Below are 26,044 nucleotides of genomic sequence, written 5' to 3' on the forward strand. Positions count from 1 at the left end.
CGATCCGGCTCCACCCGCTCGCACCACGCGCAGCATGACCAGATCCCGGAAAGATCAAACTACGCTTCACGGCATTGACCCCGGCGGTGCCGTCCAAGCCGCAGCCCGATCCTCGGTTCCGCAAGTCCATCCAGGCGGCTTTCAACACCGCGCTGCTCACCGACGAGCTCATAGAAATCACGAACGACGGCACCTATCAGCCCTATGCGACGGGTCGCTCGCTCAGCATCATGTGGGACTCGATCATCAACGCCATGCAGCCAGTCGAGTCGGCACCCCCAGCCCCGGATGTCCAGGCGCGTATCGACGCGGCCAACAAGGTGCTCTACTCCTACGACGAGAACAAGGAGATAATCGGAAAGACCGCGGCCTACAAGAACTACCAGAAGAACTCCTCTGCCTATGCCCAGACCAAGAAGGACTATTCCGACGCGCAGGCTGCGGCCATGTCCGACCCGGCGAAGGCTGAAACCTGGCCGCAGGACTCGATCTTATACCAGAACAAGGTCGACAGCGCCTGGGATGACTTCGGAACGGAGGGCGCCGAGAAGGTCGAGGCTGCTCTGGACATCCTGCAGTCGGTCGGCGTGAGTCTGCAGGCCCACATCATAGCCCAGGCCAGAAAGCTCTACGACGTGTGGAACCTGGGTATTGCCGGCGTACCGGCCCCGATCGCCTACGCGCAGATCTCTCCCACCACCTGGTACGACCACAACGACAAGGAGCTGGGCTTCACCGGTCTTGAATCCTCACAGTCCAGCTACTCCGAACACGGGACCTCGCACACGGACAGGTTCAGCCGGAGATTCTACTCGAGCCACGATTCGTCGGTCAGTGGCAGCGCTGGGATTCCCTTCCTCGGAATCGGCTTCTCGGCGGGAGGGTCGGCGTCGCACGGCGAAGAGTCCACCCACAGCGATTCGCAGAGTGACAGGACGAGCAGTCACACGTTCCATGACACGGCGAGCAACGTCTCGATAAAACTGGAGTGGGGTCTGTGCACGATTCAGCGCCCATGGCTGCTGACGGACCTCTTCCATATGCAGGGATGGTACCTGGTCGGCAACAAGAAGGATGCAATCAGTACTGGATCGGTCGATGATCAGATCAAGGACGAGCATCACCTCATGCCGAGTATTCCGACGCAGTTTCTTATCGTGCGCGATGTGGAGATTCATGCCGACAACTGGGGTGAGGACGGAAATACTCTGGACAGGGCGCACAGCGAGTCGCACGCCGACGCCGAACATCACCGCGACTCCCAGAGCGGCCGGGTTGGTTTCCTCTGCTTCGGCGGAAAAGCAAGCCACTCCAGCTCGGAGGCGCACGGGGAAGTGGGCTCGTCAGGCACGACCGACAGCGATGCCGGCTGGTCCTGGTCGTTCGAGAATAACACCCTGACGATCTCGGGCACACAGATTGTCGGCTGGATAAGCGAGGTCGTACCGTCCTGCCCGCCCGGGGACGACAAGAACGCAAAGCCTCCCGCCGCCGAGGAGGCGAAGGACACGGCAAAGAGCGCGACGACCACGAGTGCCAATGAGACAGTACCTTCTCATGCCTGATATCGAAGGTGCGCCGCAGGCGGCGGCCGCTGCCACAGACGACCTCGCCGAGACGGTTCGGGCCACGCTGCGGGCGCTGGTTCCCCCGGGAGGAACGTCGGCACTGGCGTTCCAGCCAGTACCGACCCCACTGAATCTTCGGGATTACCTTCGGCCGGGCTCGGATGAGGTCGAACCGGTACGCGCGGGCATCCAGCTGAGTTTGGTGGCTGACACCGTCGGCGAGATCATCGATGGTGACCTCGTCACCGGCACCACCACCGCCAGTGGTCTGTTCGGGCTACTGCTGACGGGAACGGCGAACGGGACACCGGACGCGGCAGCCGTCTACGGTCGGCTCCGCGGCGCGGCCGAAGAACGCTACCGGGGTGATCCGCACCTGATCCTCCCCACGCCGGCAAGCTGGTGTGTCCCGGGAGTGCTGGGCTGGAGCAACTTCAGTTGGAAGACGGGCGATTCGAGCGGCGGCGGCCTGATGCCGAGCACCGAACGGGTCCCGGGCCCGGAATGGCAGTGGCGGGTTCTCGGGCCCGAGTACCGGGCGGTACTGGGTCAGCCTCGGCTGATCACCCAGGCCGCTTCGACCGACGCGTCCGGCGCCGGGCAGCCGGCTCCGGACGGTGCGCGGCTACGAAATCTGGCCGCCCTGGCGCAGGCCGATGGCCCGCCGGCGCTCGGCGGGGCCGTCACGCTGAACGACACCGTGGTGCTGCCGGCGGTCGAACAACCGCTTGCCGACCCTCGACATGTAGTACAGGTGGCCGGCAGCCTGGATCTTGCGGCGACGCCACACGTAGCAGACAGCAGCTCACTGTCGGTCTCCTTCAAGTTTGCCTTCGTAACGCTGCGGCGCCCCTGGTGGGACGGGCTGCTCGTACGCAACCGGGGATGGCGGATCGCTGGATACGCGCCCGGATCGCTCAGCCCGGGACCGGACTCGACGAGTGGTCCCGCTGTCGGGTTGCCCGTCGGCATGGTGCTGGTTCGCGATGTCGCGATCAGCGGGACGTGGTCGTCGGACCAGACCCAGGTCGTCGAGAATTCGATCTCGTTCGGACCGTTCTCGTTGCTGGGTCGGACGATAAGCACGGAGTCGGTGAGCTCGACGACGACGATGACAGTCGACGGGACGCAGCTGTGCGCTTGGTTGGTCGAGGTGCTCCCCAAACTTCCACCGAGCCCGGACGAGGCGCCACCGGCCGCTCCCAGGGAGCTGTTGAAGGAAGGCAGCAGAGGTCCGAACGTAGAACGGTTGCAACGTCAGCTGGCCGCGTGCGGGTGTGCGACATTCGTAACCGGAAGATTCGACCACGCTACAGTCGAGGCCGTCGTCGCATTTCAGCGGGAGAAGCGACTGAAGGTGGACGGTATCGTCGGCCCACATACCTGGGTCGCGCTGTTCGGGACTGTTTGATCCCGGTCAACTGGATACCCGGCCTGGAGTCGGGTGGGAAGGGAGAGCGTGATGACATTCTGGGCGGAATTTGAGAGCTGTATGCATGGCTCGGGCCTGCCGACGCCAGCGGAAGCACTGAACACGGCTGGTGAGGTGATTGAATTCCTGGACAAGGTCAATCATGCGGCAGCGGCGGCCGGCGGGATGGAGGTCACACTCGGTGCGCTGGAAGGCGCTGGCTTCACCGGCTTCGGGGGTCTGGCGGCGGACGTGGCCGCTGTGACCGTGTCCTTCTACGCGGGCGCATGTGCGGGATGCCTGGTCGGTGCGGGCGGATCGACGATCTGGGATTCGCTTGCGCAGGTCAGCCCCAGTCCGGATGTCCGGGACCTGATCGTCACCGCGGCGAACGAGGCCGGCCTGGCGTCAGACAGAGCGAACGCATAGATCCTCGGTTTGAAACGTTTCGATCCCGGTCGCCACGACCGCCTGGCGTGCCCTGCGCCACAGTCAACCGCTGACGGGCGGGTCCGTTTCGACGAGGACGACGACGAGGGTGCGGGGTCCGTGGACGCCCTCGACGCGTTGCAGCTCGATGTCGCTGGTCGCGGACGGGCCGCTGACCAGCGTGATCGGGCGGGTGGGGGTGAGCCGGGCGAGCAGTTCCGGGACGGTGCCGACGACCTGGTCGGTGCGCACGACGCACACGTGCCGGTCGGGCACCAGGGTCAGCGCGCGCCGGCCCTGGCCGGCGGAGCCGTCGAGGGCCAGGGTGCCGGTCTCGGCGCAGGCGGCGGCGCAGCCGGTGACGACGGCGGCGAACCGGTCGAGCGCCGCCGGGTCGAAGGCGTCGTCGGGCACCCCGCGCGGGCACCAGCCGGCGGGCAGGCCGGGCGGAACGAGCACCGGATCGCCGGGGTCGACGCCGGCATCGGCCAGCGCGGTGGCGATCGCCGCCGCAATGCCCGCCGGGGTTGTCTCGACGACCCGCGCCCGGTAGTCGAGCAGGCGCCCCCGCAGGCGGCGGACCAGCTCGCCGTCACCGGGCGGATACTCCCCGCCGGTGCGGTAGTCGCGCGGCACCGCCGCGGCCGGCGGGGCCCCGGCGGCGGCGTTCGCCGCGCGGATGCGGGCGAGAACGTCCGCGCGGGCACCGCCGCCGGGCACCCGCGCCGACTCACTCACTGCCGGCCTCGCGCTGCGCGGACGCCGACGGGCGCCCTCCAGGGCCATGGGTGCGTGCCCACCAGGCGCGGAAGGTCTCCTCGGGTGGGCGCGGGGCGTCCCGGCTCGCCGTCCAGGCGGACAGCGGCGGGGGCAGCGTGGCGATCCGCCCGGCGCGCCGGCCGAGCATCCGCCCGACCCGCATCGCCCGTTCCGCGACGGCGAACCGGCCCGGGTCGCCCATCACCCAGGCGCCGGCGGCCATCGCGAGCGCCTCCGCCGACGGCACGGTTCGCGCCGCCCGGCGCGCCTCGACGTGCTCGGCGCGCAGTCGGACCAGCAGCGACGGGATGTCGATGCGCACCGGGCAGACCTCCTCGCACGCCCCGCACAGACTCGACGCGTACGGCAGCGAGGGGTTGGCCTCCACCCCGGTGAGCTGCGGCGAGAGGATCGCCCCGATCGGCCCCGGGTACACCGAGCCGTAGGCGTGCCCGCCGGCGCGCCGGTAGACGGGGCAGACGTTGAGGCAGGCGCCGCACTTGATGCAGTGCAGCGCGTCGCGCCCGACCGGGTCGGCGAGGGTCGCGGTGCGGCCGTTGTCGAGCAGCACGAGGTGCACCTCGCGGGGCCCGTCGCCGGGGGTGACGCCGGTCCACGCCGAGGTGTAGGGGTTCATCCGCTCGCCGGTCGCCGAACGGGGCAGCAGCTGCAGGAACACCTCCAGGTCACGCCAGCTCGGCACGACCTTCTCGATGCCCATCACGGTGATGAGGGTGTCGGGCAGCGTCAGGCACATCCGGCCGTTGCCCTCGGACTCGACGACGACGAGCGTGCCGGTGTCGGCGACGGCGAAGTTGGCCCCCGACACGGCGACCTTCGCCCGCAGGAACGTGCGCCGCAGGTGGGCGCGGGCGGCGGCGGCGAGCGCCGGCGGGTCGGTGGTCAGCGCCGGGTCGACGCCGGGGATCTCGCGGCGGAAGATCTCCCGGATCTCCGCCCGGTTGCGGTGGATCGCCGGGACGACGATGTGGCTGGGCCGGTCGTGGCCGAGCTGGACGATGAGCTCGGCGAGGTCGGTCTCGTGCACGGTGAGCCCGGCCGCCTCGAGCGCGCCGTTGAGGCCGATCTCCTGGGTGGCCATCGACTTGACCTTGACGACCTCGCGCTGCCCGGTGCGCCGCACCAGGTCGGTGACGATCGCGTTCGCCTCGCTGGCGTCGCGCGCCCAGTGCACCACCCCGCCCCGGGCGCTGACCTGCTCCTCCAGCTTTACGAGATGCTCGTCGAGGCGGGCCAGGGTGGCGCGTTTGACCGCCTCGGCGGCGGCGCGCAGCTCCGCCCAGTCGGCCAGTTCGCCGACGGCCGTGCCGCGCCGGTCGCGGATCGTGGCGGTCGCCTGGCCGAGGTTGCGCCGCAGCTGGGTGTCGCCCAGCGCGTCGCGGGCGGCGTCCGGGAACGACCGGTCGCCGCGCAGGTTCCCGTGCCCCGGCGGCGCCGGCCGTCCCGGCGTGCCGAGGAACGTCACGCGCCCACCCGCGGGATCCGCCGTCATGACCGGGCCGCCCCGGCGGGCTCGGTGCCATCAGCGGGCTCGGTGCCATCAGCGGGCTCGGTGCCGGCGAGGATCTCCGCGAGGTGCACGGCGCGGGTGCCGGCGCGCAGCCGGGTCAGGCCGCCGCCGATGTGCATCAGGCAGGAGCTGTCCCCGGCGGTCACGGCCTCGGCCCCGGTGGACAGCACGTCGCGCATCTTGTCGGCGAGCATCGCCGTGGACGTCTCGGCGTTCCTCAGCGCGAACGTGCCGCCGAACCCGCAGCACTCCTGTGCGTTCGGCAGCTCCAGCAGGGTGAGACCGCCGACGTTGCGCAGCAGCCGCAGCGGCCGGTCGCCGACGCGCAGCAGCCGCAGCGAATGACAGGTCGGATGGTAGGTGACCCGGTGCGGATAGTAGGCGCCGACGTCGTCGACGCCGAGCACGTCGATGAGCAGTTCCGAGAGCTCGTAGGTCCGCGCGGCGACCGCCTCGGCCCGCCGGGCCAGCTCCTCGTCGCCGTCGGCGCGGGCGACCATGGCGTGCTGGTGGCGCGCCGAACCGACGCAGGAACCGGACGGCGCGACGATCACGTCGGCGTCCTCGAACGCGGCGACGTGGTTGCGGACCAGACCGAGGGCGTCGCGCTGGTAGCCGGTGTTGACGTGCATCTGCCCGCAGCAGGTCTGCCCCGCCGGGAAGTCGACGTCATGGCCGAGCCGTTCGAGCAGCCCGACCGTCGCCTGGCCGACCTGCGGGAACAGGGCGTCGACCAGGCAGGTCACGAACAGCGCGATCCTCACGCGGCCTCCGTCGTGGTGGGCCAGAGCCAGGTGGATGCCCGCACGAACACCGGTTCTTGAAACGTCTTACCCGCTTGGTCGGACCACGACGGCGGCGCCGCCGGGTGGCTACGTCTCGCCGTCGCGCAGCCGGTCGAGCTCGGCCTGCCAGTCGACGTGGTCCGTTTCCGAACCGAACGGGACGGCATCGTAGGTGTCGCGGATGAACGCGGCGACGTGGTCGTAGTTCAGCTCGACCACGGCCCGGCCGCCCGCCGAGGTCATCGTGACGACAAGGGCGCGCTTGCCCTCCCGCACCTCCGGGCGCACCTCGACGGCGCCGACACCCGCGGGACGGCGAGACCCGTCGATCAGTAGCTGCCGGGCGAACGTCCAGGTCACGGTGCGAATGTCGGTCGTGCGCAGCCGGAGCGTCACGGCGAACGGATCCGCCTCGTCGAAGCCCAGCGACGCGGGGAACGGGACCCGGGTCCCGTCGGGCTGCAGGAAGTGCGCCGGGATGGAGCTGTCGAAGGAGCCTCGGCCTGGCGTACGGCTCTGCGACACCACACCCCCCGCTCCCCGGCACCGGCCCTGCCCGCGCATTCTCCCACGCCGCGGGCCACCCCCGTCGAGTCACCACCAAGGCCGACTCTGGACACCCCGCCGCCACACCGGACACACGACGGTGGGACCAGACCGGATCGGAGGGGATGAACCGCCCAGGACGGGTAAGGGGCCCTTGCCTTCCCGGTACGGGAAGGCGGCGGTGGCCGCGGGCGGCAACGACGCCCCCGCGCCCGCCCCTCATCGACCTCGGCATCCTCGCCGTCTCGATGGTCATCCTGTTCGTGGTCTTCCGCCGCCGCGGCTGGCTCTGACGGCCCCCGCCCGGCTCCCGGCCTCGGGCATGATGGCGCCATGACCGCCTACTGGATCAATGTCTACAAGGAGATCGTCGACGAGGCCAAGGTCGCGGCCTACGCCGAGCTGGCCGGTCCGGCCCTGCGCGCCGCCGGCGGCACCTTCCTCGCCCGTGGCCTTCCCGAGCTGACCTACGAGGCTGGGGAGAAGACCCGCACCGTGCTCATCGCCTTCGACTCGGTCGAGGCCGCGAGGGCCGCGCACGACAGCACCGCCTACCAGAAAGCCCTCGCCGCCCTCGACGGCGGCGCGGTCCGCGACCTGCGCATCGTGCCCGGCCTCTAGCGAGTGGGCAGGCCGACCTCACCTGACAAACCAGGCCATTCCTGACCTTCCGCTGGCTGCCTGCGCCACGCTGTGCCGCTAGGTCGCGCCCGGCCGATCATGGTGAGGCCATCCGGCCACCGAGCCCCATAGCGCAACCAACCAGCAGCGCGCCCGGTCCCGCCGAGCCCTTGATCGCCACTCCCCGCAGCGGGGCTGCGTGGCTGAGGGGGTGTGTGGTCGCTTGGTATGGCTTGGTATGGACAAAACAGGCGTCGAACCATACAGATCGAGCACCGTGGTCCCTCCGAATCGCAGCGACCCCTGACCATCGTCGCTCATAGTGACCTTCGGGTTCACCGGCAGGCAGCGGGCGGCAGGGACCCTGGGTCGTGCCCATGCGGACGGCCGAGGGCGGCGCGTTCGTCCAGACGGTGTCGCCGGCCCGGTCGGTGACCATGGGCGAGACCGGCACCTACTCGAGCTGCACCGGCCAGCAGTGCCTGGGGAACCCCGGCGAGAACACTCCCACCCTCACCTATGGAACGGCCACCGGCGTCGGCCCGTTCCGCTGCGCATCGACTCCCACGGGCGTCACCTGCGTCGCGGCCGGACGCGGCTTCCGGATCTCCACCTCGGGCATCACGTCCGTATTCGTCCACGGCACCCGCGCCTTCATGGCTGGCGCTACCGCCCGGCTGGCTCTGGGCCCGCCAGGCGGCTGGTCCCGCCGTGGCCTGCCTGCTGTGCGGTAGTTCGTCGACTGGCTCCTGCTTGCTCCCCGTGAAGGTTAGGCTGCGCAGCGACCACGAAGCAGACATTCACCCTCGGAGCCCGCCCACATGACCGACGCGCCGACGTTCGACACCTCGATCCCCCACTCGGCCCGGGTGTGGAACTACTGGCTGGGCGGCAAGGACAACTACCCCGCGGACCGCGCCGCCGGCGACCAGGTGTTCGAGATCTTCCCGGCGATCGTCGAGGTCGCCCGGGCGTCGCGGCAGTTCCTCGGCCGCGCCGTGACGTACCTCGCCGGCGAGGCCGGCATCCGCCAGTTCCTCGACGTCGGCACCGGCCTGCCCACCGCCGAGAACACCCACGAGGTCGCGCAGCGCGTCGCACCGGAGTCCCGGATCGTCTACGTCGACAACGACCCGATGGTCCTGGCGCACGCCCGCGCCCTGCTGACCAGCTCCCCCGAGGGCGTCACCGCCTACCTTGACGCCGACGTCCACAACCCCGAGAAGATCCTCGCCGCGGCCGCGGCGTTCCTTGATCTCACCCAGCCGGTCGCGCTGATGCTGCTCGGCGTCCTGGGCCACCTCGACGACTTCGACGAGGCCCGCTCCCTCGTGAACCGCCTGCTCGCCGGCCTGCCCACCGGCAGCTACCTGGTCCTCAACGACGGCACCTCGAGCCCGCGGCGCGACGAGGCCATGGACCGCTACAGCGACTCCGGCGGCGACTCCTACAACTCCCGCACACCCGACCAGATCGCCGCGTTCTTCGACGGCCTCGACCTGCTCGACCCCGGCGTCGTCTCCACCCCCCTGTGGCGCCCCGAACCTGGCAGCGACCTCACGCCGCTCGACGTCCACTGCGGAATCGGCCGCAAGAGCTGAGCCGCCACCGCTCCACGCTGCCGCTGGAGTCCCCCCTGATCGATACTCGCAGGGTGGGCCTGCATGCCGAAGACCGGGGGAGTGTCATCAACGCCGGCCGGCCTCAGGGCAGGCGTCGGATCACCCGGGCGGGGTTGCCGACGGCGACGACGTTCGGCGGCAGGTCACGGGGGACGACCGCGCCGGCGCCGACGACGGTGTTCTCGCCGATGGTGACGCCGGGGCAGACGATGACGCCGCCGCCGAGCCAGACGTTGTCGCCGATGGTGATCGGCTCGGCGGCCTCCCAGCCGGCCCGGCGCGGCTGCGGGTCCAGCGGGTGGGTCGTAGGTGAGGAGCTGGACGTTCGGGCCGATCTGGACGTGCGCGCCGATGCTGATCCGGACGACGTCGAGGAACACCGCGCCGAAGGTCACGAACGTCCCAGGCCCGATGGTGATCTGGTAGCCGTGGTCGACGTGCAGCGGTGGGCGGATCGTCACGCCGTCGCCGACGTCGCCCAGCAGTTCGGTGAGCAGCGCCCGGCGGGTCCGAGCCGGGTCGGCAGCGCTGCTGGCGTTGTACCGCTCGCACAGCAGCTCGGCACGGCGCAGGTCTGCTCGCCGGCGAGCATCCGCTGCTTCTGCGACCGCGCCGACGGTGGCTGGCGCTGCCCCGCCGGCTGGCGCTGCCCCGCCGGCGTCGTCATCCGCCGCTGGGGGCCGCGCCGCCGAGTGGCGGCTGGCGCGGCGCGTCGACCATGACGGCGGACTGCGCGGCCGGGACGAGGAGACGGGGCGCACCGGTGCCGTCCGCGGGGACCGTGACGGTGTCGGCGAGGGCCAGCCCGGCGCCGTCGGTGACGACGGCGTAGCTCAGGTGGCCATTGTCGAGCCAGGTGGCCTGGTCGTCGACGCTGCGGGTGTCGGCGAGTGGATGGTCCGCGCCGGTGGCGAGGGTGAGAACGTGCAGCCGCCAGGTCGCCGCGGCGAAGCCGTGCTCGATCCGCGCCTTGTACGCGATCCTGGTGCCGTCCGGGGACAGTGAGGGGCATTCGACCCCGTCGCGCAGGATCTCCGCCCGGCGGGCGCGGGCGTGCCCGCGGATCAGGTAGAAGTGCTGCCCGGTGTGCATCGTGGCGTAGAAGGTATCCGAGTCGCCGGCGAAGGTCACGCCCCAGAAGTTCTCGTCGACGGCGTGGAAACCGTGGCCGCCGCGGGTGATCGAGAAGTTCTCCAGGTCGGCGAGGACGCGGCCGGCGACGAGGTCGACGAGCACCGTGCGGGTCGAGTAGGAGTCGACGTTGTAGGCGTCGCCGACGACGAAGGTGGTGGCCGCGCCGATCCGGCCGTCCGGGGCGACCCGGGTGCGGCTGGGAAGTCCGTCTGCCGGCAGCCGGCGCACCACCCGCAGCCGGTCGTCGAACACGGTGATGCCGGCGCGCCCACGCACCCGGTCGTCGGTCAGGCACAGGCCGCGGCCGGCCCGCTGGTCCACCCGGTCGCAGAACAGGGCGGTGGGTGCCCGCGGCCCGCCCGGCCGGGCCGGATCGACGGCCTCGACGCGGCCGAAGCCCGGCCCCTCGGCGGCGTCGAGGACGAGCAGGTGACGCCGGGCCAGCAGGGTCGCCGGCGCCACCGTCAGCGGCACGGCCGAACCACCGGGCCGCGCGGGCTGGCGCGCCGACCAGCTCGCCGCCGACACCCGCGCGGCCCGCGCCTGCTCGCGGGCGTTGCGCACGGTCACCCCCACCACACCGCCCGCGCACACCACCACGAGGACGGCGAACGCCCCGAGCCGCGCCCCGGCCCGCCGACGCGTCTGCCGCCCCTCCCCCGCCGGCGGTTCACCCGCCGCCAGTGCCGGCGCCGCTCCCGCCCCCCACGCCAGCGCCTCCCCCGCCGCCAGCGCGTCCCCTGCCGCCGGCGCCGGCACCTGCTCGAAGGAGCGCAGCAGCAGCGGCGCGGCGAGGGCGCCGGTGAGCAGGGCCGCCGCCAGCCCGTCGGTGAGCGCGCTGCCCGGCCCGTAACGACTCCACGCGGCTCCGTAGCCCACCCCGGCGAGGGCTCGTCCGGCCGCGAGCACGAGGCCGACCAGGGCGAGCCCGGTGGCCCGCGCCGCCGGGGGAACGAGCTGGCTGGTCAGCGCGGCCAGCACGCCGTCGGTGGCCGCGTAGTAGGCGCCGAGCAGCACCGGCAGGGCGATCGCCGTCGCCGCGGGGGTGATCCCGCCGGCCAGCACGGCGAAGCAGCCGGCGAGCGCCACCTGGCCGCCGAGCAGGACCCGGCCGGCGCCGACCCGGTCGGCGAGCCGCCCTGCGGGCACGGCCAGGACCAGGTAGCACACCGACTCGATCACGTACAGCGAGGGAAACAGCCGCACCGACACGCCGGTGCGATGGCGCAGGGTGAGGAACAGCAGTGAGTCACTCACCGCGGGCAGGCTCAGCAGCAGCGCGACAGCCAGCAGCCGGCGCACGTCGCGCCGGCCCCACAGCGCCGCCGCCCTCACCCGCCCTCGCACCTGCCGCGGCACCGCTGACCGGCCCGCACCGGTCGACGGGGCGTCGCGCACGAAGAGCACCAGCACGGCGAGCCCGACCACGGCGATCAGGAACGCGGCGGCGAACACCGTCGAGTAGGAACCGGGAACTGCGGACAGCAACGCCACCGCCAGCAGCGGGCCGATCAGTGCCCCAGCGGTGTCCAGCGCCCGGTGCAGGCCGAACGCCTCGACGAGCCGGCCCCGCGGCGCCGACATCGACAGCAGGGCGTCACGGGGCGCGGTCCGCAGGCCCTTGCCGACCCGGTCGGCGCCCAGCCAGCCGAGTACCGGCAGCCAGCCGCCCGCGGCGAGCAGGCCGAACCGCGACACCGCGGACAGCGCGTACCCGGCGCCGGCCGCCTCCCGATAGCGCCGCCACCGGTCGGCGAGCACGGCCCCGGCCAGTGCCGTGACGGCGGCCAGAATCTGCAACGCCCCGTCGGCCGCCCCGAAGCCGAGGGCGCCCAGGCCGAGCCGGGCCGTCAGGTACAGCGGCAGCACCGACGCCACCATCTCGCTGGCCATGTCTGTGATCAGGCTGGTCAGGCCCAGCAGCGCCACGTTCGGCGCGGCGCGGGCGAGTCCCGAGAGCGATCTCGTCGGCCGTCCGCCGGGCTGCGCCGGCCGACGTCCCGCGACATACATGGCGGTCCCGGGCCGGACGCGGCTAGTTGTTCTCGCCGGGCGCGGCGACGGCCCGGTCGTCCGCCGGGGTGGCGGCCCCGGCGGGGTGGGCGGTGCCGGCGGGCCCGGCGGCGAACGCGGTGAGCAGGGTCGTGGTGATCTGGGTGATCGGCACCTGGATGGCCGGGCCGCTCGCGCCCGGCCCGCAGACGTCGGCGAGGGCGCACACCCAGGCGCTGGTGCCGCTGTCGAAGACCCCGGCGCCCGACGGCGCCGAGTAGTAGGAGACGTCGGAGTGGTCAGCGCTGCCGCGGCAGGTGATCGGGGAGTGCGCGAGCACCTCGATCGGCCGGGGCGTCGGGTAGGCGGTGTCGACCCGGTCGTACTCCGAGCCGATCAGTCCGGGAAGCCGCGCGCCGGCCGTCAGGCCCGTCCCGGCGAGCAGCCACGACTGCGGCCGGTAGACCACCATGTCGCCGTGCACCGGGTTGCACTGGTACATCGCGCCGGTCAGCGAGCTCTCCGGGGCGGCGCGCGGCGGTGACGGCCAGTTCGCGGTGATCTGCGCGTCGTCATGGCCGTAGAACGGGTCTTCCTGGGCCACCTTGTAGGCGGTCTCCAGCCGGTTCGGGCCCAGGGGGGAGGCGTCGAGGCGGATGCGCCGGTAGACGGCGTTCGCGCCGAGGAAGGCGAGGTTGGTGCCGTGGTCGCGAGCCGCGGTGAGCGCGGCGCGCATCGCCGGGGAGTAGTACTCGTCATGCCCGAGGGAGATCACCGCCCGGGCGCCGTCGAGCAGGTGTGGGTCGGCGTGCAGGTCGACGTCGGTCTCGTAGTCGACCGGCAGGTCCAGTCGCTCGGCCAGGGCGACGAGGGGCTGTTCGTTGCCGGTGAAGTCGGCCGCGCCGTCGCCGTAGTCGTACGGCCGGTCGAACGAGACGATCCGCGCGCGGTCGGCGAAGCCGCGCGGCCCGTGGTAGAGGCTGTAGCCGCCCCAGGCGTTGTAGGCCTGCCAGGTCGTGACCGCGTTGAGGATGACGACCCGCCCGGCGGCGCCCGGTCCGCGGACCGTCAGCGGCACGTACCGGTGGTTGCCGTCGGAGGCGTCCAGGCGCATCAGGTAGTCGCCCGGCGGCCAGGTGCCGGTGGCGAACGTGGTGGTGGGCCGCCAACCGGCCGCGGAGATCGTGTTCGTCCCGGCGGCGTGGGTCGGCTGGGCCTGCACCGCCCCGGTCAGCGGCCCGGCGGTCGTGATGAGCCGGCAGGTGCGCCCGCCGTACCAGCCGGTACGGAACACCGACACGGTCAGCGACGGTGCCGTCGTCGAGGTGAACAGCCGCACCGGATCGCCCGGCCGGATGCTCACCCGGTCGGTCCAGCCCTCCACCGCATGCTGCGGGCCGAGCTGGCTCAGCCCGCACTCCGCCCCGGGCCGGGCGTTCTCCGCCCGGACGTCCAGCCCGGAGCCTGCCGCCGCACCCGGGCGGGCCTCGCCGGGAGCCCCCGTGGCCTGGCCGGTGGGACGCGCGGGCCGGCTCCCACCGCCAACCGCACAGCCGGCCAGAACCGCGAGAAGCGAGAGAGCAAGAACGCAAGCGGCCACGCAACGGGGCCCACCACGAGACACGGTGCATCATCGCAGAACGCTCCGCCACCGCCCTCGGCGGCCGGTGGATTGCCCCCTATCGCCGGGTGAGAGGAACCTCGGCCGCCACCCGGGTGAGTTTCTCCGGGTTGCGGACGTAGTACCGGCCGGTGATGCGGTCGTCCTCGACGCGGACCGCCACCACGCCGTCGATCTCCCCGCCGAGGCGGATGAGCAGCGCGGGGCTGCCGTTGACGACGGTGACGTCGAGGGTGATCGTCGCGTCGATCCGGCTGATCCCGGCGATGAACCGGATGATCTTCTCCGCGTCGACGATCGGGCGCAGCGCCGCCTGGCGCAGGCCGCCGCCGTCGCTGACCAGCACCACGTCCGGGGCGAGCACGGCGCGAGAATCCGACTACCCATGGCAACCACTGATGCTGCAGTATGTCGCGTATGCCACTGATGCGGATGGTCGCTGCGGCCGTGTGGGCGGCGGTCGTCGTGCCCTTGGCCGGCTGTGGCGGCGATGGTGGTGACGGCGTCGAGAGCGGCACCGGCGACGCGGACCAGGTGATGATCTCGACGCCGACGGGCGCGCCGGCCGCGACCGCGGATGCGGCCACCGCGTGCGCGGTCATCGTCAGCAGCGGCCGCCACCTGCCGACCAGCGGGGCGGATCTCGACGACCACACGGCGTACCCCGAGTCGCTGTTCGCCCGTGTGCAGGGCGCGGTCGGCCTGGCCGCGGCCGCCACCCAGCGCGACCCCCGCTTCAGCCCGGTGAGCCGGGCCGCGAACACCCTCGGCAAGGACCTGCAGCACCTGCGCGTCGAGGACTTCCCCGCCGCCGTCTCGGCGACTGCGGACGCCTGCCAGGCCCTCGGCCTCCCGGTCGCCGGCCCGGACCCGTCGGCCCGCGGGGACGCGGCGACCGGCTGCGCGGCCGCGGCCCGGGCCCGCGACCGCATCGAGGTCGCCAGCTTCCGCTCGTTCGAGGCGGCCGACGTCAGCCACTTCGACGGCATCGCCATGTTCCTGCGGGCGGCGGCCGAAGCCGACTCCCGCTACGCCGCCCTGGGACAGGCCGGCCAGCGCCTCGGCGGCGACGTCAGTCGCTTCGACACCCGCGCCCTGCGCGCCGACGGCAGCGCGCTGCTCGCCGCCTGCGGCGCCGACGACCTCCCGCACTGAGGCATCCGCGCCCCGCTTCGCCGCCGCGCCGGGCGGGCTGGCGTGACACACCGACAGCCGGCGAGTACGGGGGGATCCTTTCCCTGACGCCCGATCGATTGGAGAATTTCTCCTCGTGAGCATCCTCGACGACGCCCGCCCAGGCATGGACCCCGACGTACGACCGCAGGACGACCTGTTCGGCCACGTGAACGGCCAATGGCTCGCCGAGACGGAGATACCGTCCGACCGTTCGAGCTGGGGTCCGTTCATGCAGCTGGCGGACACCGCCGAGCAGCAGGTCCGGGACATCATCACCGAGCTCGCCGCGCAGGACCCGGCCAGCCAGAGCGAGGACGCCCGCAAGATCGGCGATCTCTACGCGGCCTTCCTGGACACCGAGACGATCGCGGCGCTCGGCCTGGAGCCGATCCGGTCGCTGCTGGACGCGGTGCGCGGGCTGGGCGACGCCGGCGAGCTCGCCGCGTTCCTCGGCGCCTTCGAGCGCACCGGCGGCCAGGGGCTGTTCGGCACCTACGTCGACACCGACGACCGCAACTCCGACCGCTACCTGTTCCACCTGGCCCAGGGCGGCCTCGGCCTGCCGGACGAGTCCTACTACCGCGACGAGCGCTACGCGGAGACCCGCGAGAAGTACGTCGCCTACCTCACCCGCGTGCTCGAGCTCGGCGAGCATGCCGATCCGGCGGCCGCCGCGCAGCGCATCCTCGACCTGGAGACCGTGCTGGCGAAGGGTCACTGGGAGCGCGCCGAGACCCGCGACGTGCAGAAGACCTACAACCTGCTGACGGCCGAGGCGCTGCGGGAGCTCTGCCCGGCGTTCGACTGGGACGCCTACGTCCGCGCGCTCGGCGGGCAGCTCACCGGGCCGCACGCGACGCTGGCGGAGGTGTGCGTGCGCCAGCCGTCGTACCTCGCGCACCTCACGACAGTGCTGACCACCACTGCGGTCGAGTCGTGGCAGGACTGGCTGCTCAGCCGGGTGCTGCGGGCGGCGTCGCCGTACCTGCCCGACCCGTTCGTCGACACCGTTTTCGACTTCTACGCCCGCACCCTGAGCGGCACGCCGGAGCTGCGCGCCCGGTGGAAGCGGGCGGTGGGTTTCGTCGAGGGCGCGATCGGTGAGGCCGTCGGCCGGGAGTACGTGGCGCGGCACTTCCCGCCAGACGCCAAGGCGAAGATGGACGACCTGGTGGCGAACCTGCTCGCGGCCTACCGCGCGTCGATCGCCCGGCTGGACTGGATGACCGAGGAGACCAAGGAGCGCGCCTACGAGAAGCTGGCGACGTTCCGGCCGAAGATCGGCTACCCGGACCAGTTCCGGGACTACTCCGGTCTCCGGGTCAGCGCCGGCGACCTGATGGGCAACGTGCTCGCCGCCGCCGCGTTCGAGACCGACCGGCAGCTCACCAAGATCGGCTCGCCGGTCGACCGCGACGAGTGGTTCATGCTCCCGCAGACCGTCAACGCCTACTACAACCCCGGCACCAACGAGATCTGCTTCCCCGCCGCGATCCTGCAGCGGCCGTTCTTCAGCGCCGACGCCCACCCGGCGGAGAACTACGGCGGCATCGGCGCGGTCATCGGCCACGAGGTCGGCCACGGCTTCGACGACCAGGGCGCGCAGTACGACGGCGCCGGCAACCTCAACGACTGGTGGACCCCGGCCGACAAGGCTGCCTTCGAGGTGAAGTCGAAGACGCTGGTCGAGCAGTACAACGCGCTCACGCCGCGCAACCTGCCGGAGGAGAAGGTCAACGGCGCGCTCACCGTCGGCGAGAACATCGGCGACCTCGGCGGCCTGACCATCGCCCACCACGCGTACGTGATCTCCCAGGGCGGCGAGGCCTCGCGCGAGGACCGGCGCCGGCTCTTCCTGAACTGGGCCTACGTGTGGCGGACGAAGCGCCGCCTGGAGCTGGAGCGGCAGTACCTCACCGTCGACCCGCACAGCCCGCCGGAGCTGCGCGCCAACATCGTGCGCAACCTCGACGAGTTCCACGAGGTCTTCGACACCGCCCCCGGCGACGGCCTGTGGCTGGACCCGGCCGAGCGGGTCCGCATCTGGTAGCCGGCGCCCCGCGGCGGCGGACGCCCCAGGGCGCTCGCCGCCGCCGGCCACCCGCCGGCGTCGCCGGTCAGCGTCGCAGCATGCCGGACTCCTGGATGGCGGAGGCGACGAGCTCGCCGTCCGCGGTGTAGAACATGCCCCGCGACAGCCCGCGCGCGCCGCCGGCGCTCGGGCTGTCCTGGACGAACAGCAGCCAGTCGTCCGCCCGGAACGGCCGGTGGAACCACATCGCGTGGTCGAGGGAGACGATGTCGAGCTGACCCGGCAGCTCCTCGTAGGGCAGCGAGGCGGTGTGGGCAAGGGTCAGGTCCGACAGGTAGGTCAGCGCGCAGACGTGCAGCAGCGGGTCGTCCGGCAGCGGCTGCCCGACCCGTACCCACACGTTCTGCCTCGGCATCCCGTCGGCGGAGCCGGCCGCGGCCATGGCGGCGGCTGTCGTCTCGGCGGCCGACGGTGGGGTGTTCGCGTCCCCGGCCGGGTGCGCCGGCCAGCGGATGTCGATGAGCTGGAACGGGCGGAACTCCGGCGCGTCGTCGATCGGCCCCCACCGCCGGTGCGACTCCAGCGGTCCCGCCACCGCGGGCACGTGGACCTGGTGCGACTCCTCGCTGTCCCGCGGTCGCTGGAACGACGCGGACATCGTGAAGATGGTCTCGCCGTCCTGCACGGCGCTCACCCGGCGGGTCGTGAACGACCGGCCGTCCCGGATCCGCTCGACGAGATAGACGATCGAGGCGTCGGTGCGGCCAGGACGCAGGAAGTAGCCGTGCAGCGAGTGGATTCGCCGATCGGCCTCCACCGTCCGCCCCGCCGCGACCTGCGCCTGCGCCGCGACCTGCCCGCCGAAGGCGCGCATCGGGGCGCCCGCGTGGCACGCGCCGCGGAAGATGTCCCGCTCCACGGACTCCAGCGTCAGCAGATCGGTGAACTCGGGCCTGCGCTCGATCATCGGCATCCACCGGTGGCCACAACCAGCGCGAACGTAGGACTCAGCAGCACAGAGCGAGGCTACGCCGTGCCCTGCTCCGTCGGGGACCGTGCGTGCGTGCGTGGGCCCACCCACGCACGCACGGTCCCCGGTCATCAGGCCTGCTGGGCAGGCAGCTCGATCGTCCAGGTACGGGTGTTGGTGCGCTCGGTCGCGCGCAGTTGTGCGGTTCCATCTGGCGAGAAGCCCCACGGCAGATGGGCGGACCCCAGCTCAACACAGGTATAGGTCTTCTCGTCGTTGGTGGAAATGAGGTTCTGAGCCATCCACAGTCCGACTCCCATCCCTCCGGATACCGCCACTGGCAGGCCGAGGAGGACGGATCGCCCGCCTGCGGAGCGACCGGCCGTTGGGATCCATGGTGTAAGAGAGGTCCGTTATTTTTAACATCGGGATGCTCTGAACCTTCGTGGAGATGATCCCGGACACCCGGACCAACCGCGAGGTCGTGATCAGCAGCCGGGTGCGGTCCCAGTCCAGCACCTGCCACGCCAGCCGGACGACCGCCGCCAGCGCCCCCCACCACAGCAGCGTGACGAGAACTGTCCCGCCGTCGCCATGCGCCGCAGGCCGCCGACGAACCCCGCCGCGCACCAAGATCCGAATGTTCCGCCGCGCACCAAGATCCGAATGTTCCGCCGCGCACCAAGATCCGAATGTTCCGCCGCGCACCTGGCCGGGGCCGAGGGCCCCGGCCGGTGTCACCGGTCAACTCACCCGACGGCCCCGGCGTCGGCCTGCTGGCAGAACGACCTGGCAGACGCCCCCGGGCGGCGGCGGGGACCTGAGGTTGCTGGCATCGACGGGACGAGGGATCAGAGCGTCCAGAGCATGACTCTGGTGCTGGCGCAGCCGCGGGTGGTGGCCAGGACGTGCCCACTGGGACCGAAGACGGCGTGGCCCGTGTGGTCGTCGTCGTGAGTTCTGGTGCTCGTTGCGACGGGCCGGCTGGGTCTGGTGACGTCCCAGAAGATTCGGTCGGGATCGTGAACGTTACGCCCGACGGCAGGTCAGGCGGTCGTTCGATCGTGAATACCGGGCTGGTCGAGGTGATGTCAGCGAGGTTCCAGACCTCGACGATGTCGGCCATCTCGCTGAGTGCGCTGGTCGCGAGGAGCCGACCATCGGGGCTGAAGAGGCGACGAGCCACTGATATCCAGCAGGGTCGTGGGATCCTCGATATCAGTGGGGCCAGGATGTCCCCGCGCGGATTCAGGGCGGCCGCGAAGGTCTGTTCTCCGGGCAGTTTCGTGGCCGCGAGTGTCCGTGGGTGCGCGGGATCCGTGACATCCCAGGTCCGCGCCTGGCCGCGGAGGCCTTTCGAGATCATCGTGCGGCCATCCAGGCCGAATCCGATGAAGCCGAATCCGATGAAGCGGACGCGGTCGTGCGCTGCGATCACCGACACAGGATTGATGAAGGCTCCTCGCTTCGCCGTGTCGTCGTCATGGCAGCGCGCGGCAAGCTACCCAACCCGGACGCCGGCGCCGCGCGGGGCTGCGCACGAGCATCACCCGTGCGTCGACATGTCCATGCCCGGCATGCTGTCGCCGTCGGTGGGCTGCGGTCCGGTGAAGCCGACGACGGGCACGGTGACGGTGACCGCGCCGGCGTGGGCGAAGGTGAGGGTCAGCGGCACCTCCTGGCCCTTCATCAGGCGCCGGACCGGGTTGGTCAGCATGAGATGGTCGTGGCCGACGGTGAGCGTGGCCGCGCCATGGGCGGGTACGGGCAGCTGGGACAGCGAGCGCATCGTCTCGGCGCCGCCGCTGGCGACGGTGGTGTGCAGGGTGACCGACGCCGCCAGCGGGGAGGTGACGGCGGTCAGCGTGTCGGCGGTGCCGCCGCTGTTGGTGACGGTGAAGTAGGCGGCGGCCTCGGTGTTACTGGACTGTTGCGGGATGTAGGCGTCGAGGATGTGCAGGTCCCCCAGGTCGGCGCTGCCGACGAGAGTGTCCGTGACAGACCGGGTGGGGGTGGCCGCGGCGGACGAGCCGGCCGCACCGCAGCCGGCGAGGCCCACCATGGCGGCGCACGCGACGGCGAGCAGCCCGGTCGTCGCGGCGCCGCGGCGGCCGGCCCCCGGCGGGGCGCGGGAATGTGGGGTCGGCACGGGTCAGGCCTCCAGGAGTTGCTGGCCGACGTATCCCCCGGCGGGGGCGGCCGGCGGGACGGCGAACAGCGCGCTGCCGGTGTGGCGGATGAACGCGGACAGCGCGTCGAGGCGGTCGAGCTTGCGTTGGACCTCGGTGAACGCGGTGCGCGGATCGGCCTGGAAGGCCAGGAAGAACAGGCCGGCGTCGGGCTCGCCGTCGGCGTCCAGGCCGGCGTCGTAGGAGTAGCCGCGGCGCAGCATCCGCACGCCGTTGTTGAACTGCGGATGGGACAGCCGGACGTGCGAGTTCGTCGCGATCACCGCGCTGCCGTCGGCGGTGTGCGCGAGGAAGTCGGGGTCGGTGTGCTCCCCGCCGCCGCTCAGCGGCGCGCCGGTGTCCTTGCGCCGGCCGATGATCCGCTCCTGGGCGTCGACGGTGATCAGGTCCCAGCGGTCCAGTTCCATCCGGATGCGCCGGGCGACGAGGTACGTTCCGCCCGCCATCCAGCCGGGCGCACTGGCGTCGGCCCACACGGCGACGTCGAACTGGGCGGTGCCCGGCGTCGGGTTGTCGGTGCCGTCGAGCTGGCCCATCAGGTTGCGGGGGGTGCCGTTCGGGTCGTCGGCCGCGGCGGCCGAGCGGCGGAAACCCTGCTGGGTCCACCGGGGGGTGGCGTGCGGGCGGGCGGCGGTGGCCAGGGTGCGGGCGGCGGAGGCGGCGACCATCGGGTCCTCGGCGCAGATCTGCACGGCGAGGTCGCCGGCGCCGCGGGCCGGGTCGAGCTGGTCGTGCGGGAACGCCGGGATCGGGGCGAGCTGCGGCGGGACGGCTGCGCCGAGCCCGGCGTGGCGCAGCGCGGAGGCGCCGATGCCCACGGTGACGGTGAGGGCGGACGGCGCGAGGCCGAGGGTGCGCTGGCCGCCGCCCGCGGGCTGCTCGCCGGCCATGAGTCCGCCGGCGGCCGTCGTCCAGGCGGTCAACACGGCGCGCCGCCCGGCGCGGCCGCGCGCCGGGCTGGCGACGTCGGCCAGATCGTAGGTGGCGAACACGAGATGCGCGGGTGGCCGCTCGACGATGCCCGGCTGGTGTGGCCCGCCTGGACGGACGGCGGCGAGCGCCCGCGTGCGCTCCTGGTCGACGGCGCTCGGTTCGGACGGTCCGACGGCCCGCTCGACCAGGCCGCCGGTGACCACCCCGGCGATCCCGCCGGCGCCGGCGAGACCCGCCCGGCCGAGGAACGCCCGTCGTCCCAGCCAGCGCCGCCCCGCGCGCGGGCCGTCGGTCGGCGGGTCGTCGGTCGGCGGGCCGTCGGTCGGCGGTGAGGCTGTCGGCGGTGAGGCTGTCGGCGGGGTGGCGGGGACAGGCTTCTGGGTGGGCATCAGGCACCCTTGAGCAGCATGGGGATGTCGTGGGCGTAGTCGGCGGGGGTGACGCCGGCCAGGTAGACGGTGCGGGCGAGGCCGTCGGGGTTGAACGCGGTGACCTGCGAGCCGTGGTCGACCACCCAGCTGCCATCGGCCCCGCGGCGCGGCGGCTCCACGGGGATGCCGAACGTCTCGGCGTAGCCGGTGATCTGCGCCGTGGTGCCGGTGAGGCCGACGAAGGTCGGGTCGAACTGGGTCAGCCAGGACCGCAGCACCGCGGGGGTGTCGCGGTCCGGGTCGGTGGTCACGAACACGACGGCGACCTGCCGGCGGACCGCCGCGCTGGTCTGGTTCAGGCCGGCGGCGATGTCGGCCATGGTCGTCGGGCAGACGTCCGGGCAGTGGGTGTAGCCGAAGTAGACCAGGGTGAGCTTGCCGGCCGTGGCGGTCCGCAGCTGGTAGGGATGACCGTTCATGTCGGTGAGATCGACGGCTGGTTTCGCCAGCGGCGTCGCCAGCGTCGTGCCGCGCAGACCGGGGCCGGGCGAGGCGTCGTCGAGGCTGAGGATGGCCGAGGCGGAGCTCGGTGCGGAGGAGCCGCCGCAGCCCGCCGCGACGAGCGCGACCAGCAGGACGAGGCCGACCGCGACGGCGCGGCGGGCGCGGACGCCGGACCGGTGAGGGCGCGGGCCCGGGCGCAACGGCGAGCGATGTACGTCCACGAGGGGTCCTTCGATCGGAGGGGACTTGGCGACGGCCCACGGCGGCCCGCCACGGCGCACCTCGCGCGGCGACACGTCCCGACACTCGGCGACACGCGGCGGTGCGTCCTGAACATGGGGCGCATGGCGGAACGTCGCGGTGCATGGCGGAACGTCGCGGCAGGCGATGGTGCGCGGCGGCGTGGAGCGAGGGCCGCGGCGCGGATGGGTCGCTGGTCAGGGCATGCGAGCCCGACCGGGCAGTCGCGTGGGAAGGCGGCCCTGGCCTCGGGCGAGGGCCGGCATCAGGCGAGGACCGTCCCCGGCGGGGGGCCGCGCAGGACGAGGGCGCGACCGAGCCAGCGCGCGCGGGGGCGCCCCCGGCGCGCCGTCGCCACCCACCGCGGCGGGGGCGCGGGCGGGCGGGGGCCGATCGGCGCCCGCCCGAGCAGGACGGCGGCCGCGGTGCGGGTCGCCGCGAGCGCGGCGAGCAGGCGGGCCGCCGAGTCGGCCGCGTCGTCGGCGCGGTGCAGTCCGATCGCGCTGAGAACGGCGGCGAGCAGGTGGCCGCCGAGCATCAGGGCACTGCCGTGCCAGGGCGCGACCGGCATCGGGTGCGGCGTCGCCACCAGCGACGTCTGGGTCCGGATCATCTCGCGGACGACCGCCTCCGAGACCGCGCCGCGGTCGGCGATGCACAGCGACGAGGTCATCGCGGCGTGCGCCGCGCCGGCGGAGCGGGCCGCGACGGCGAACAGGACGTGCAGTCCCGCCTGCGCGGCGAGCATGGTGCCGACGACCACCGGCAGACGGCGGGTCCGAGCGGTGAACGGCACGACGAGGATGGTGATCGCCACGGCCGCGGCGGCCATCGCCGCCGCGGGCGGCGACCCACCGTGCCCGAGCGCATGCGCCCCGGCGGCGAGGCCGGTGCAGGCGAGCGCGAAGACCCCGCCGCGCGACACCCGCGCCAAGCCCGTCCCGCCACCCCTCACGTCTACGAAGTGTAGAACTTACCGGGCGGGTGGCGGTACGGACCTCGACGTCCGGGCATCACGGGCATCACGAGCGTCCCGGACGTCCCGGGCATCTCGGACGTCCCGGACCCGCGCGTCGTCAGGAACCGGTGCCGGCTCCCTTCGGCCTGCTGAAGCGGGCCATCCGGGCCAGGCAGTCGGGCGAGTTGATCATCCCGCTGACGAGCAGGCGGTCGATGTGGCGCTGCGCGGTGCGGTCGGAGACGTCGGCGTACATGTCGATGGCCAGCTTGGCGACCCCGAGCGCCTCGGCGGGAGCGGTGAGCATGTCCCGGCAGAACGCGTAGACGTCGTCGAGGAACGTCTCGGCCGGGTAGATGTCGTGCACCAGGCCGATCTGGCGGGCCTGTTCGGCGGACACCCGCCGCCCCGCCATCGCCATCCACTTGCCCCATGCCGGGCCGACGAGCCGGGTCAGCCGGCTCGTCCCACCGCTGCCGGCGAGCACCCCGAAGCTGCGCACCTCCGGCACGCCGAACTCTGCCTGCGGGGTGGCGAACCGGAAGTCGCAGGACACCGCCATCTCGACGCCGGCGCCCAGGCAGATGCCCTGGGCGGCCACCACGATCGGCTTCTCGATCGCCTCGAACTCGTCGTAGAGCAGATGGTGGCTGCGGTAGTTGCGGCGGAAGTTCCAGCCGGGGTGGGTGTGCTCGGTCTCCGGGTTGCCGGGCCGGTTGCCGACCGACGACGACAGGTCGATGCCGGCGGTGAAGTACGGCCCGACCCCGGTGATGACCAGGCAGCGCAGGTCGTCACGGTCCGCGAGCTGGTTGGCGGCGAGCCAGAGCGTCTCGGTGACCTGCGGGCTCATCGCGTTGCGCTTGGCCTGCCGGTCGATCGTGACGGTGAGGATGCCGTCGTCCTCGGTGAGCCGGGCGTGTTCGGCCGCGTCGGGCGCCTGGCCGTCACCCACGGCGCACCGCCCGGGCCGATCCCTGCGTCTGGCCCCAGCACCGCGGGACCGCCACTCTGGTCAGCACCACCACTCCCTCCGACGCCGTGCACCCCGCGGCCGACCGACCGGGCCGCACGACGGCCGGCCCAACATATGAAGACCCCCTGCACCACGCAACGGATCGAACCGCCACCCGTGCGCACCGGGCGCGCCCCGGCGGGCGAACAGCCGGCGGGCGAGGGTGGCGCTCAGCACTCCCCGCCGGGCCGTGCGCGCTGACCGAGAGGCGCCAAGGCGCAGGTAGGAGGGAAGAAGTGCGGTGGGAGGCGATGGGTTGTGCCGGAGTTCGGGACGGCGGGTCCGTCCAGACGATTCCGCTGGCGGCCGCGTGGTAGCCCGCTGGGCGTCCACCCTGGGGTCGGCCGATCAGCGAGACCGCCTTTCGGCGCCTGTTCCTGGGCCTCGCCGGGACGCTGGCCACGGTTCTGGTGCTGCGGCAGGTACTGAGCGGCACCGCCGAGGATGCCGCCAGGGCGGTGCCGCCGCGGGCGTCGAGCGCCACGGCGCTCGCGGCGACGTGGAGCCGGAGTCGACCCGATGCGTCGCCGAGGTCCACGACCGCCGGGGTATCCCGTTCCAGACCCGCAGCCGGGCGGAACTCGCGGCGCGTTCAGCGACGGTGACATCAGCGCCTACGCGCTCATCGCCCGCAAGAACTGACCCCGCCGCGCACTGCCCGACGCGTCGCTAGTACTCGTCGGCGACCGGTTCGGGCGAGCTCCCGAAGATGCTGTCGCACAACAGCAGGTAGAAGCGGTTCGGCCGGGGAATGTGTTCGAGTTTCTCCAGGTCACTGGAGTGGTCGCCCTCGGTTTCCAGCTTGAACGTGCCGTAGCCGAGCAGCCGGCCGTTCGGATCCTGGGTGTAGGAAAGATCGGTGACCGCCGCCAGGGGAATGCTCTGGACCCGCGTGGCGATGATGCCGGACACCTTCACCAGCCGAGATGTCGTGATCATCAGCCGGGTTCGGTGCCAGCCCAGCACGCGCCAGGCCAGGCGGACGAACAACGCGAGCGCGGCCAGCCACAGCACCGTGACGAGAAGGTGGCCGCCGGCATGCCGGGTCCCCGCGTAGACCGAAAGAGCCAGAACCGCGACCAGGCCCACGGCCGAGGCCAGAACCAGCCGGGCGAGAACAACCCAGTGCAGCCGGATCTGAAACGAGAGTTCTTCGTTGACAGCGAGGTATCTGGAGTTCCACACGGCAATCACGCCCCCCGGCTATCCCGGCGCTCATGATCGCACGCGGCGTCCCACCATGGCTACCCCCGGGATCATGGCCGGCGCAGCGCCGAAGCCCAGCCGGACCTGTCGGCTGTCCGGCAGCCCCGGAGCCGCGCCCACCAGCCCGAGTGCCTCGGCCGCCACGCTGGCGCCGAGTGCCGTGCCCATCGCACCGGCGAGGGCACTCCCGACCCACCAGATCGCCCGGGCACTCGCCGCCGACCACGCGGACCGGTGACCGGACCGCACCCGCTGGCTAGGCGAGGCCGGGCCCCGGTGTCGGGTCGCCGAGGGGGGCCGCGGGCGGGGGCGTCGTCGTGGCGGCCGGCGGCTCGGGCAGCTCCAGCGCGGTGATCAGCGCGTCGATCCGCAGCCGGATCGCCGCCGGCGGGCCGTGCGACTCCCCCGCCGCGCCCTGCGCGCCACGGCCC

General features: G+C 72.5%; 26 protein-coding genes. 9 read left to right on the forward strand and 17 right to left on the reverse strand.

Annotation, left to right across the window (positions count from 1 at the left end; all coding sequences use genetic code 11):
* Positions 1 to 86: 86 nt before the first annotated feature.
* The 3 genes from MXD60_RS25395 to MXD60_RS25405 are packed head-to-tail and all read left to right on the forward strand — an operon-like array spanning position 87 to position 3,408.
* Positions 87 to 1,565: a hypothetical protein gene (locus MXD60_RS25395; protein WP_248822063.1), complete on the forward strand. Its 1,479-nt coding sequence runs from the start codon at positions 87 to 89 to the stop codon at positions 1,563 to 1,565.
* On the forward strand, positions 1,558 to 2,979 hold the full coding sequence (locus MXD60_RS25400) for a peptidoglycan-binding domain-containing protein (RefSeq protein ID WP_248822065.1): 1,422 nt from the start codon (positions 1,558 to 1,560) through the stop codon (positions 2,977 to 2,979). Before MXD60_RS25395 ends, MXD60_RS25400 begins: the two co-directional genes overlap by 8 nt.
* Before the next feature lie 51 nt (positions 2,980 to 3,030).
* The gene (locus MXD60_RS25405) at positions 3,031 to 3,408 is read left to right on the forward strand and encodes a hypothetical protein (RefSeq protein ID WP_248822067.1); all 378 of its coding nucleotides are present in this window, start codon (positions 3,031 to 3,033) and stop codon (positions 3,406 to 3,408) included.
* A 63-nt stretch (positions 3,409 to 3,471) separates the two neighbouring features.
* On the opposite strand, the gene MXD60_RS25410 is transcribed toward MXD60_RS25405, so the two are convergent.
* The 4 genes from MXD60_RS25410 to MXD60_RS25425 all read right to left on the reverse strand — a co-directional run bounded on the left by MXD60_RS25410 (position 3,472) and on the right by MXD60_RS25425 (position 7,011).
* Positions 3,472 to 4,146 carry a LutC/YkgG family protein gene (locus MXD60_RS25410; protein WP_248822069.1) on the reverse strand — a complete coding sequence of 225 codons (675 nt, stop codon included), beginning with the start codon at positions 4,144 to 4,146 and terminating at the stop codon, positions 3,472 to 3,474.
* Entirely contained in the window at positions 4,139 to 5,680 is a 1,542-nt protein-coding gene (locus MXD60_RS25415; RefSeq protein ID WP_248822071.1) for a LutB/LldF family L-lactate oxidation iron-sulfur protein, read from the reverse strand. The genes MXD60_RS25410 and MXD60_RS25415 overlap by 8 nt, the downstream gene beginning before the upstream one ends.
* Positions 5,677 to 6,462 (reverse strand): (Fe-S)-binding protein, encoded by a 786-nt coding sequence (locus tag MXD60_RS25420; protein ID WP_248822073.1) that lies wholly within the window; start codon positions 6,460 to 6,462, stop codon positions 5,677 to 5,679. The genes MXD60_RS25415 and MXD60_RS25420 overlap by 4 nt, the downstream gene beginning before the upstream one ends.
* Positions 6,463 to 6,570: 108 nt before the next feature.
* On the reverse strand, positions 6,571 to 7,011 hold the full coding sequence (locus MXD60_RS25425; protein ID WP_248822075.1) for an SsgA family sporulation/cell division regulator: 441 nt from the start codon (positions 7,009 to 7,011) through the stop codon (positions 6,571 to 6,573).
* Positions 7,012 to 7,362: 351 nt separating this feature from the next.
* Here MXD60_RS25425 and MXD60_RS25430 point away from each other — a divergent pair, with 351 nt between their 5' ends.
* The 3 genes from MXD60_RS25430 (at position 7,363) to MXD60_RS25440 (ending at position 9,251) form a co-directional block, all read left to right on the forward strand.
* Positions 7,363 to 7,650, forward strand: a complete 288-nt coding sequence (locus tag MXD60_RS25430) for a DUF1330 domain-containing protein (RefSeq protein ID WP_248822077.1) — start codon at positions 7,363 to 7,365, stop codon at positions 7,648 to 7,650.
* Between the two features lie 371 nt (positions 7,651 to 8,021).
* Positions 8,022 to 8,384, forward strand: coding sequence for a hypothetical protein (locus MXD60_RS25435; protein WP_248822079.1), 363 nt, complete (start codon positions 8,022 to 8,024; stop codon positions 8,382 to 8,384).
* 87 nt (positions 8,385 to 8,471) lie between these two features.
* Positions 8,472 to 9,251 carry an SAM-dependent methyltransferase gene (locus MXD60_RS25440; RefSeq protein WP_248822081.1) on the forward strand — a complete coding sequence of 260 codons (780 nt, stop codon included), beginning with the start codon at positions 8,472 to 8,474 and terminating at the stop codon, positions 9,249 to 9,251.
* Between the two features lie 164 nt (positions 9,252 to 9,415).
* Here MXD60_RS25440 and MXD60_RS30095 read toward each other — a convergent pair whose 3' ends face one another.
* The 4 genes from MXD60_RS30095 to MXD60_RS25460 all read right to left on the reverse strand — a co-directional run bounded on the left by MXD60_RS30095 (position 9,416) and on the right by MXD60_RS25460 (position 14,383).
* Positions 9,416 to 10,033, reverse strand: coding sequence for a maltose acetyltransferase domain-containing protein (locus MXD60_RS30095; protein ID WP_518468671.1), 618 nt, complete (start codon positions 10,031 to 10,033; stop codon positions 9,416 to 9,418).
* On the reverse strand, positions 9,936 to 12,419 hold the full coding sequence (locus MXD60_RS29080) for an MFS transporter (RefSeq protein WP_283098984.1): 2,484 nt from the start codon (positions 12,417 to 12,419) through the stop codon (positions 9,936 to 9,938). The genes MXD60_RS30095 and MXD60_RS29080 overlap by 98 nt, the downstream gene beginning before the upstream one ends.
* A gap of 22 nt (positions 12,420 to 12,441) precedes the next feature.
* Positions 12,442 to 13,998, reverse strand: a complete 1,557-nt coding sequence (locus tag MXD60_RS25455) for a N,N-dimethylformamidase beta subunit family domain-containing protein (protein WP_248822083.1) — start codon at positions 13,996 to 13,998, stop codon at positions 12,442 to 12,444.
* Between the two features lie 79 nt (positions 13,999 to 14,077).
* The gene (locus tag MXD60_RS25460) at positions 14,078 to 14,383 is read right to left on the reverse strand and encodes a sigma-70 family RNA polymerase sigma factor family protein (protein ID WP_248822092.1); all 306 of its coding nucleotides are present in this window, start codon (positions 14,381 to 14,383) and stop codon (positions 14,078 to 14,080) included.
* Between the two features lie 53 nt (positions 14,384 to 14,436).
* Between MXD60_RS25460 and MXD60_RS25465 the strand changes: the two genes are divergently transcribed.
* Together MXD60_RS25465 and MXD60_RS25470 are read left to right on the forward strand one after the other, a co-directional pair.
* Positions 14,437 to 15,174 carry a hypothetical protein gene (locus MXD60_RS25465; protein WP_248822094.1) on the forward strand — a complete coding sequence of 246 codons (738 nt, stop codon included), beginning with the start codon at positions 14,437 to 14,439 and terminating at the stop codon, positions 15,172 to 15,174.
* A gap of 115 nt (positions 15,175 to 15,289) precedes the next feature.
* Positions 15,290 to 17,245 carry a M13 family metallopeptidase gene (locus MXD60_RS25470; RefSeq protein ID WP_308222606.1) on the forward strand — a complete coding sequence of 652 codons (1,956 nt, stop codon included), beginning with the start codon at positions 15,290 to 15,292 and terminating at the stop codon, positions 17,243 to 17,245.
* A gap of 67 nt (positions 17,246 to 17,312) precedes the next feature.
* On the opposite strand, the gene MXD60_RS25475 is transcribed toward MXD60_RS25470, so the two are convergent.
* From MXD60_RS25475 to MXD60_RS25510, 9 genes are all read right to left on the reverse strand, one after another.
* Complete coding sequence (locus MXD60_RS25475; protein ID WP_248822096.1) at positions 17,313 to 18,194, reverse strand: acyl-CoA thioesterase; 882 nt, start codon at positions 18,192 to 18,194, stop codon at positions 17,313 to 17,315.
* 134 nt (positions 18,195 to 18,328) lie between these two features.
* Positions 18,329 to 18,499 carry a hypothetical protein gene (locus tag MXD60_RS25480; protein WP_248822098.1) on the reverse strand — a complete coding sequence of 57 codons (171 nt, stop codon included), beginning with the start codon at positions 18,497 to 18,499 and terminating at the stop codon, positions 18,329 to 18,331.
* Positions 18,447 to 18,938 carry a PH domain-containing protein gene (locus MXD60_RS30520; protein WP_518468675.1) on the reverse strand — a complete coding sequence of 164 codons (492 nt, stop codon included), beginning with the start codon at positions 18,936 to 18,938 and terminating at the stop codon, positions 18,447 to 18,449. Before MXD60_RS30520 ends, MXD60_RS25480 begins: the two co-directional genes overlap by 53 nt.
* Before the next feature lie 805 nt (positions 18,939 to 19,743).
* A complete protein-coding gene (locus MXD60_RS25485; protein WP_248822100.1) occupies positions 19,744 to 20,346 on the reverse strand; it encodes a copper chaperone PCu(A)C in 603 nt (200 codons plus the stop codon).
* Positions 20,347 to 20,349: 3 nt separating this feature from the next.
* Positions 20,350 to 21,708, reverse strand: a complete 1,359-nt coding sequence (locus MXD60_RS25490) for a Dyp-type peroxidase (protein WP_248822102.1) — start codon at positions 21,706 to 21,708, stop codon at positions 20,350 to 20,352.
* Positions 21,708 to 22,415, reverse strand: a complete 708-nt coding sequence (locus MXD60_RS25495) for an SCO family protein (RefSeq protein ID WP_248822104.1) — start codon at positions 22,413 to 22,415, stop codon at positions 21,708 to 21,710. Before MXD60_RS25495 ends, MXD60_RS25490 begins: the two co-directional genes overlap by 1 nt.
* A 284-nt stretch (positions 22,416 to 22,699) precedes the next feature.
* Positions 22,700 to 23,368, reverse strand: coding sequence for a hypothetical protein (locus MXD60_RS25500; RefSeq protein ID WP_248822105.1), 669 nt, complete (start codon positions 23,366 to 23,368; stop codon positions 22,700 to 22,702).
* A 142-nt stretch (positions 23,369 to 23,510) separates the two neighbouring features.
* Complete coding sequence (locus tag MXD60_RS25505) at positions 23,511 to 24,347, reverse strand: enoyl-CoA hydratase/isomerase family protein (RefSeq protein WP_248822107.1); 837 nt, start codon at positions 24,345 to 24,347, stop codon at positions 23,511 to 23,513.
* 729 nt (positions 24,348 to 25,076) lie between these two features.
* Complete coding sequence (locus tag MXD60_RS25510) at positions 25,077 to 25,601, reverse strand: PH domain-containing protein (protein WP_248822109.1); 525 nt, start codon at positions 25,599 to 25,601, stop codon at positions 25,077 to 25,079.
* A 46-nt stretch (positions 25,602 to 25,647) separates the two neighbouring features.
* Here MXD60_RS25510 and MXD60_RS25515 point away from each other — a divergent pair, with 46 nt between their 5' ends.
* Positions 25,648 to 25,851, forward strand: coding sequence for a hypothetical protein (locus MXD60_RS25515; protein ID WP_248822110.1), 204 nt, complete (start codon positions 25,648 to 25,650; stop codon positions 25,849 to 25,851).
* The last annotated feature ends 193 nt before the right edge of the window (positions 25,852 to 26,044 follow it).

Source organism: Frankia sp. AgB32 (assembly GCF_023243045.1).
Classification (GTDB): domain Bacteria; phylum Actinomycetota; class Actinomycetes; order Frankiales; family Frankiaceae; genus Frankia.